6 protein-coding genes and 1 pseudogene are annotated in these 7,024 nt (G+C 74.7%); 6 read left to right on the top strand and 1 reads right to left on the bottom strand.

Features of this window, described 5'->3' with window-relative positions; translation table 11 throughout:
- Positions 1-308: pseudogene (locus AF1_RS35280) on the top strand (hypothetical protein); the annotation flags it as partial.
- Here AF1_RS35280 and AF1_RS21755 read toward each other — a convergent pair.
- A complete protein-coding gene (locus tag AF1_RS21755; RefSeq protein ID WP_067802276.1) occupies positions 305-1,489 on the bottom strand; it encodes a cytochrome P450 in 1,185 nt (394 codons plus the stop codon). The pseudogene AF1_RS35280 and the gene AF1_RS21755 sit on opposite strands and share 4 nt — an antisense overlap.
- Positions 1,490-1,677: 188 nt before the next feature.
- Here AF1_RS21755 and AF1_RS21750 point away from each other — a divergent pair, with 188 nt between their 5' ends.
- Genes AF1_RS21750 through AF1_RS21730 form a run of 5 tightly spaced genes read left to right on the top strand, consistent with a single transcriptional unit; the run spans position 1,678 to position 7,022 of the window.
- On the top strand, positions 1,678-2,679 hold the full coding sequence (locus AF1_RS21750) for a 3-oxoacyl-ACP synthase III family protein (RefSeq protein ID WP_067802273.1): 1,002 nt from the start codon (positions 1,678-1,680) through the stop codon (positions 2,677-2,679).
- Between the two features lie 2 nt (positions 2,680-2,681).
- Entirely contained in the window at positions 2,682-3,434 is a 753-nt protein-coding gene (locus tag AF1_RS21745; RefSeq protein WP_067802270.1) for a glycosyltransferase family 2 protein, read from the top strand.
- Complete coding sequence (locus AF1_RS21740; RefSeq protein ID WP_067802267.1) at positions 3,431-4,585, top strand: cytochrome P450; 1,155 nt, start codon at positions 3,431-3,433, stop codon at positions 4,583-4,585. The genes AF1_RS21745 and AF1_RS21740 overlap by 4 nt, the downstream gene beginning before the upstream one ends.
- On the top strand, positions 4,582-6,099 hold the full coding sequence (locus tag AF1_RS21735; RefSeq protein WP_067802265.1) for a class I adenylate-forming enzyme family protein: 1,518 nt from the start codon (positions 4,582-4,584) through the stop codon (positions 6,097-6,099). Before AF1_RS21740 ends, AF1_RS21735 begins: the two co-directional genes overlap by 4 nt.
- Positions 6,096-7,022 carry an NAD-dependent epimerase/dehydratase family protein gene (locus AF1_RS21730; protein WP_067802263.1) on the top strand — a complete coding sequence of 309 codons (927 nt, stop codon included), beginning with the start codon at positions 6,096-6,098 and terminating at the stop codon, positions 7,020-7,022. The genes AF1_RS21735 and AF1_RS21730 overlap by 4 nt, the downstream gene beginning before the upstream one ends.
- Positions 7,023-7,024 lie beyond the last annotated feature (2 nt).

The following is a 7,024-nucleotide window of genomic DNA, read 5'->3' as shown; positions in this document are numbered from 1 at the left end:
AACGCCGCCGCGCCCGGCGGACCGCGCGGCGGGGCGGCGGCCGGTCGGCGTTCCGGCGCCGGCACCGCGAGCCGAGCCATCGCATGGCGGTGCTCCAGGTGATCGGCGGCGTGCTGGTGCTGCTCGCGATCTCGTTCGCGCTCTGGTGGTGGAACTCCGCGCCGCGCGACGAGAAGCCGGTGCGCCCGGTCGGCCCGACGATCACGCACTCCCCGCCGTCCGCCCCGACCACGCCGTCCGCCCCGGCCCCCGTGACCCCGACGGCCCCCGTGACCAAGGCGCCGCCGTCCGCGATCCCCCCGGTCTAGGCCCGCCGCACCCGCAGTTCCGCGTACGCGGGGACGAGGACGCGGCGAGCCGGGCGCCGCGACACGATCCGGTACGGACGGCCGCCGGACAGCAGCGTCGCCAGCATCCGCGCCACCTGAGCGCGTGCCACGGCCGCGCCGAGGCAGAGGTGGCGGCCGCCGCCGAACCACAGCTGCCGCGTCTGCGGGACGTACTCGCGGTGCACGTCGAACGGCCCGGCCCCGTTCGTCGCCCGGTACGTCAGCAGCAGGACCCGCTCGCCCGCGCGGAGCCGCCGCCCGCCGACGGTCGCGTCCCGGGCCACGTGCCGGCCGATCACCGGGGCCGGGGCGGCGACGCGCAGGCCCTCGCGCACCGCGTTGTCCAGGAGGGACGGGTCGTCCAGCAGCGCGCTCTGCAGGCCGGTGTCGTGGAGCAGCGCCACCGTGCGGACGGTCCCGGACGCGCCGGTCTCCGTCCCGGCGATGACCAGCAGCGTCGCGAGCCCGCGGGCGAGCGGGAGGCCGAGGCCCAGCCCGCGGCAGCGGCCGAGGAGGGTGTCCGGCCCCGCGCTCGGGTAGGCGTGCGGGACGCCGGCGGTGATGTCGTCCACGATCTCCCTGGCCTGCGCGGTGATCGCCGGGTCGAGGACGGTGGACGCGGTGGTGCCCAGCGCCAGCCGGGCGAGCCGCTCCCCGGCGGCGAACAGCGTCCGGTAGGCGGCGTCGGGCCGGCCGGCGGGCAGCCCGAGCAGGTCGGCGACCATCCGTCCGGACAGGACACGGGCGGCGTCGGCGACGTCCACGGTCTCGCCCGCGGCGAGCCGGTGCGCCAGCGCGGCGTGGGACGGGCCCTGGGAACGCTCCACCAAGGTCCGGGCCGCGTCCTCGGTGAACAGGTCGCGGACCCGGGTGCGGATCTCCGCGTGCCGCGCGCCGCCGAAGAACTGCGCCATCTCGTCCCCGAACAGCTGCGTCCACAGGTGGCCGACGCCGCCCTCGCCGTTCATGCCGAAGGCGACGTGGTCGTTGAGGACGTGCCGGGCCAGCAGCGGATCCGTCACCACCCACCCGAGCCCGGGGACGCGCGTGATCGGCCCGGTGTGCCGCGCGGCCTCCAGGAGCGCGAACAGCCCGGGGTTGGCGGACCACAGCAGCCGCGCCTCGTGCCGGGCCGCGTCCAGGATCTTCGTGCTGGTCATCCCGCGATTGTGCCGGGTTGGGAAGCGCGGCGGAAACGCGGTACTACTCAAACCGGATAAGTGGCAGTACTCACTACGAATCGGGTACAAGGCGCGGCCGGTGTTCCGTAGGGTCTCCCTCACCGCCGGCGCCCGGAGCGGCGAGGCTGGCCGCATACCGAGCACGAGGAACCGGGGGAACCCAGCCCATGAGAGCCCGCATCACCGCCGTGGCGGCGCACCTGCCCGAGCGGACCGTCACCAGTGCCGAGGTCGAGGCGCGCGTCGCGGCCGAGAGCACGGGCTACCGGCCGCATCCGACGATCGTCGAGCGGATGACCGGCATCCGCGCCCGGCACGTCATGCGCGACGACGAGCAGGCGTCCGACCTGGCCGTGGCCGCCGCCCGCGGCGCCCTCGCCCGGCGTGCCGTCGCCCCGGCGGGCCTCGACCTGCTGATCTTCGGGTCGGCGTCGCAGGACCTCATCGAGCCCGCGACCGCGCACATCGTCGCGGCCAAGCTCGGCGCGGTCTGCCCCGTCTTCGACGTGAAGAACGCCTGCAACAGCTTCCTGAACGGGCTCCAGATGGCGGACGCGCTGATCCGGACCGGGCAGCACGAGCGGGTGCTGGTCTGCACGGGCGAGAGCCCGTCCCGCGCGATCCGCTGGAACGTCCGCGACCGCGCCCAGTTCGTGGACGCGTTCGCCGGCTACACCCTCTCCGACGGCGGCGCCGCGATGCTCGTCGAGGCCGCGCCCGACGGCGGGATCTTCTACCGCGACTTCGCCGCCGTCTCCAGCGCCTGGGACATCGGGACGCTCCCGGCGGGCGGCTCGATGCACCCCCGCGACCCCGACTTCACCTACTTCAGCGGGGACGGGCGGCGCCTGAAGGACGCGTTCGTCGCGAGCGGCCCGGAGATCTTCCTGACCGCGCTGGAGAAGACCGGGCTGACCTGGGACGACTTCGCCGTCATCGCCGTCCACCAGGTGACGCTGCCCTATCTGGAGGTGCTGCGCTCGATCCTCGGCATCCCGTCCGACCGGCTCGTGGTCACGCTGCCCGAGCACGGCAACGTCGCGTCCGCGAGCCTCCCGCTGCAGGTCGCGACCGGGCTCGCCGAGGGGCGCTGCGGCCCCGGCGACCGCGTCGCGCTGATCGGCCTCGCCGGCGGCGTCAGCCTCGGCGTGATGTTCGCGGAGTTGTGATCATGAATCTGTGGGTCGTCATCCCCGCCTATGCCGAGGAGCGGTCGATCGGCGCGACGCTGCGCCGCCTCGCCGAGCAGACCGACACCGGGTTCTCGCTGGTCGTCGTCGACAACGGCAGCACGGACGGGACGGCGCAGGTCGTCAAGGAGTTCGCGGCCGGGTGCACGGCGTTCGACGTCCGGATCGTCCACGAGCCGGAGAAGGGGACGGGCGCCGCCGCCGACACCGGCGTCCGGCACGCGATCGGCGCCGGCGCCACGCACGTCGCCCGCACCGACGCCGACTGCCTGCCGCATCGCGGCTGGGTCGCGGCGGTGAAGCGGGCGTTCGGGGACGGGCTGGAGATGGTGTCCGGGCCGCTGCTGCCCCGCACCGACGAGTTCCCGCTGAAGTTCTGGGAGCGTCGCCTGCTGCCCGCCGTCATCGACATCGCCGCCCTTTTCGGACGGTTCCGTCCGGGCAACCAGGACCCGCTGTACCTCGGGCCGTACGTGATGATGCCGGGCTGCAACGTCGCCATCACCGCGGACCTGTACGAACGGTCGGGCGGCTTCCCGCGCACCCGCATCGAGGAGGTCCACGAGGACCGCGCGCTCGTCAACCGCGTCCGCTACCTCACCGACGCCTACGGGTTGCGGGGGGACGTGATCGTGTACGGGTCGGTACGGCGGCTGCGAGCGTTCGGCCTGGTCAGGACGCTCGGCTGGTATGCCGACCACCGTTACAAGCCGGCCGTCGTGGACATCCGGTGAACTGGGAACAGCGGCTCTACACGGCCGCGCATCCGCTCGCGTATCCGCTGCTGCGCGGGGTCGCCCGGCGTGGCCCGGTCGTGCGCGTGCCCGGCGTCGGCGTGGTCGTGAACGAGGCCGCGCCGGCCCGCGAGATCCTGATGGACGGCGAGACGTTCCGCAAGGACGGGCCCGGCTCGCCCGGCGAGCTGTGGACGCCGGTACTCGGGCCGTCCGTCCTGCTCAACATGGAGGGGGAGGCGCACCGGGCCTTCCGGCGCAGGCTCACCGACCTGTTCGTCCCGTCCTATACCGAGGCGCTGTGCGCGCGGGTGCTGGCCGAGCCGCTGGCCCGGCTCGCCGACCGGCTCGCACGCGGCGCGACCGTCGACCTGGTGGACACCGCCCGCGTCATGGCCGGCACGGTGATCGGCGAGGTCATCGGCCTGGAGGGCGGCGGCGAGGCGGCCTACCGCGACCTGTTCGAGCAGGGCGAGCGGATCGTGTCGATGGTGTCGCTGCGCACGCGCCGGCTGTCGCCGGCCCAGGTGCGGCGGGCCCGCGAGGTGCTCGACCCGCTCGGTGACGTCGCGGCGAAGGCGTATCTCGCGGGGGACGAGTCGACGGTCATGGGACGGATGCGGGCGCTCGGCCTGTCGCGGGACGAGGCGCGCGGCGCGGCCGGGGCGTTCTTCCTGACCGGCACCGAGACCGTCGCGACGCTGCTGCCCCGGCTGATCGCCCTGCTCTGCGACCACGGGCAGTTGCTCCGCGTCGCGCATGATCTCTCGCTGCTCGACCGGGCCGTCGAGGAGGCCATGCGGGTGACGACGCCGACGCCGGTGATGCTGCGCAGCGTGCACCGCCCGGTCACGGTCGGGGGTGTCGCGATCCGGCCCGGCGACCGGGTGCTGATCGCCACGCACAACTGCTGCCGCGCCTACGGGCCGTTCGACCTCGACCGCCCGCATCCGCCCGAGCTGCGGCGGCTCTGGTTCGGCGCCGGGCCGCACTTCTGCATCGGCTATCCGCTGGCCATGGCCCAGATCCGGCTGGCCGCCCGGACGCTCCTCGCCGCGGCGCCCCTGACGATCACCCGCCGGGCGGCGGCCCGGGGAGTGCTGATCCCGACGTACCGGTATCTGGCCGTCCGGTCGGAGGTGGCGGCGTGACGCTGGTCAGGCGGCTGCTCGACCAGGCCGCCCGGACACCGGAGGCGGTCGCCCTCGTCGCGGGGGACGGCGCGGAACTGACCTACGGCGAGCTGCGGCGGCAGGTCCTCGCCGTCCGGCACGGCCTGCTGTCGGCCGGTCTGGCGGCGGGGGACGGGGTGCTGTTCTCCGTGCGGCCCGCACCGGAGTCGCTCGTGCTGGCGCTGGGCGTGGTCGCGGCCGGGGGAGTGGTCGTCTTCGCCGATCCGGGGGCCGGGCCCGAGATGTTCACCGCGCGGCTGAGGCTGGCGCGCCCGCGCTGGTCGGCGGCGGAATCGGTGCTGTACGCGGGGAGCCGGCTGCGGCCCGTCCGGGCGTATGCGCGGCGGCGCGGGCTGCTCCTGCCGAACCTCGCCGATCTGCGGGTTCCCGGTGCGGGCCCGATGCGGCACATCCACGTGGGACGCCGGCTGCCGGGCGTGCCGCGCGGCGCCCTGTCGTTCGCGGACCTGCTGCGCGGCGACGTCCCGAAGAGCGCCCCGCAGATCGCCGGGGACACCGACCCGGACGCGCCCGCCGCGGTGATCTTCACCTCGGGGACGACGGCGAGCCCGCGCGCGGTCGTCCACACGCAGGCATCGCTGGCGGCGGCACTGGAGCTGTTCCGGGCCCGGCTGCCGCTCGGCCCCGGCGACGTCGTGCACACCGACCAGCTGATGCTCGGCCTGCCGACGCTGATCGCGGGCGCCCGCTGGTCGATGCCGCCGCTGTTCTGCCCGCCGGCCGGCTTCGCCCGCCTCATGCGGGAACGAGGGGCGACGCACACCTTCTGCGTTCCCGTGCACCTCGCGGAGATCCTGGACGCCGCTCCCGAACTGCCGCCGACCCTCCGCCACGTCCTGCTCGGCGCCGCGCCCGCACCCGCCGCGATCCTCCGCAGGGCGGCCGCGGCGGCGCCGTCGGCCGAGGTCCTGTCCGTGTACGCGATGACGGAGATCCTTCCGGTGGCGATCGCGTCGGCGGAGGAGAAGCTCGCGCACCTGGCATCGGGCGATCTGCTGGGCGTGCCACTACCCGGCGTAGGCGTGCGCCTGGCGGACGACGGCGAACTCCTGCTGTCCGGCCCGAACCTGTGCCGCGGCTACCTGGGCGCGGACCCGCTCACCGAACTCCCGACAGGCGACCTGGCCCGCCTGGACGGAGACCGTCTCGTCCTCATGGGCCGCAAGAAGGACATGCTGATCCGAGGCAAGTTCAACCTGTATCCGGGCCTATACGAACCAGCGATCGCGGCCCTCCCGGATGTGGCCGAAGCCGCCATCGTAGGCGTGCCCGACCCGCACACCGGCGACGAAGAAGTCGTGCTGGCCGTGGTGGGCCCGTCCCACCTGCCCACCCGGCTGCGCCGCGCTCTCCCGGACGTCATCGACCACGATGCCCTGCCCGACCGCATCGTCGTCCTGGACGAGCTGCCCCGCGCCGGCCGCACCCGCAAACTGGACCGCGACCGGCTCCGCGCCATGGTGGCGCCATGAAGATCGCGGTGACGGGCGCATCGGGTTTCGTGGGCGGCGCGGTATGCCGTGCCCTGACGTCCCGCGGCGTCACGACGTACGCGTTCGGACGCCGTCCGGCTGTGCCCCCGTCCCATGTGGGCGGCGCGCCGTACCGCTCCTGGGATCTCACCCGCGGCCCGCTCGGGGACGCCCCCGGCGTGGACGCGGTCATCCACTGCGCGGGCAGCGTCACCGACTGGGGGCCCGCCCCGGCCCTGTTCGCCGCCAACCTCACCGGCACCCGCAACGCCCTCGCGGCCTTCCCCGGCGCGCGGTTCGTCCATGTCAGCACGGCCAGCGTGTACGACCCGTTCCGTCCGAGCATCATGGCCCGCGAGGACGAGGCGCCCGCGTCCCGCTACATGAACGCCTACGGCGCATCGAAGGCCGCCGCCGAACGTCTCGCCTCGGAGCACGGCGCGATCATCCTGCGCCCGCACGCGGTGTACGGCCCCGGCGACACGACGCTGCTGCCGCGCGTCCTGTCCGCGGTGCGCGGCCCCCTCCTGCCCGCGGTGGGCTCGGGGGAGACCCGCATCAGCCTCACCTCGATCGGCAACCTCGTCCAAGCCTGCCTCCTGGCCGCGACGGGCCGCGTGGCCTCGGGCGTCTTCAACGTCGCCGACGCCGAACCCGTGACGATCGACGCCGCCTTCCGGGCGATCCTCGGCGAACGCGGCATCCGCGCGCGACCGGTCTACATCCCCGCCCGCATCGCCGGTCCCCTCGCCACCGTGGCGGAGGGGGCCTTCCTGCTGACCCGGCGCCCAGAACCCCCGCGCCTCACCCGCTACGCCATCGGCCACCTGGCGGTGGAACGCACCCTGGACATCACCGCCGCCCGCGAACTCCTGGGCTACACCCCGCACGCGACGACGTTCGACGGAGCCGCCGCCTGGTAGAT

The organism is Actinomadura formosensis NBRC 14204 (assembly GCF_001552155.1).
Lineage (GTDB): Bacteria > Actinomycetota > Actinomycetes > Streptosporangiales > Streptosporangiaceae > Spirillospora > Spirillospora formosensis.
Note: the sequence above shows the minus strand (reverse complement) of the source record. Positions and strands in the feature narration are given on the sequence as shown.

Excerpts from the sequence above, each read along its gene's own strand:
- AF1_RS21750 (WP_067802273.1), top strand. The coding sequence starts at position 1,678 with ATGAGAGCCCGCATCACCGCCGTGGCGGCGCACCTGCCCGAGCGGACC.
- AF1_RS21755 (WP_067802276.1), bottom strand. The coding sequence starts at position 1,489 with ATGACCAGCACGAAGATCCTGGACGCGGCCCGGCACGAGGCGCGGCTG.
- AF1_RS21730 (WP_067802263.1), top strand. The coding sequence starts at position 6,096 with ATGAAGATCGCGGTGACGGGCGCATCGGGTTTCGTGGGCGGCGCGGTA.
- AF1_RS21745 (WP_067802270.1), top strand. The coding sequence starts at position 2,682 with ATGAATCTGTGGGTCGTCATCCCCGCCTATGCCGAGGAGCGGTCGATC.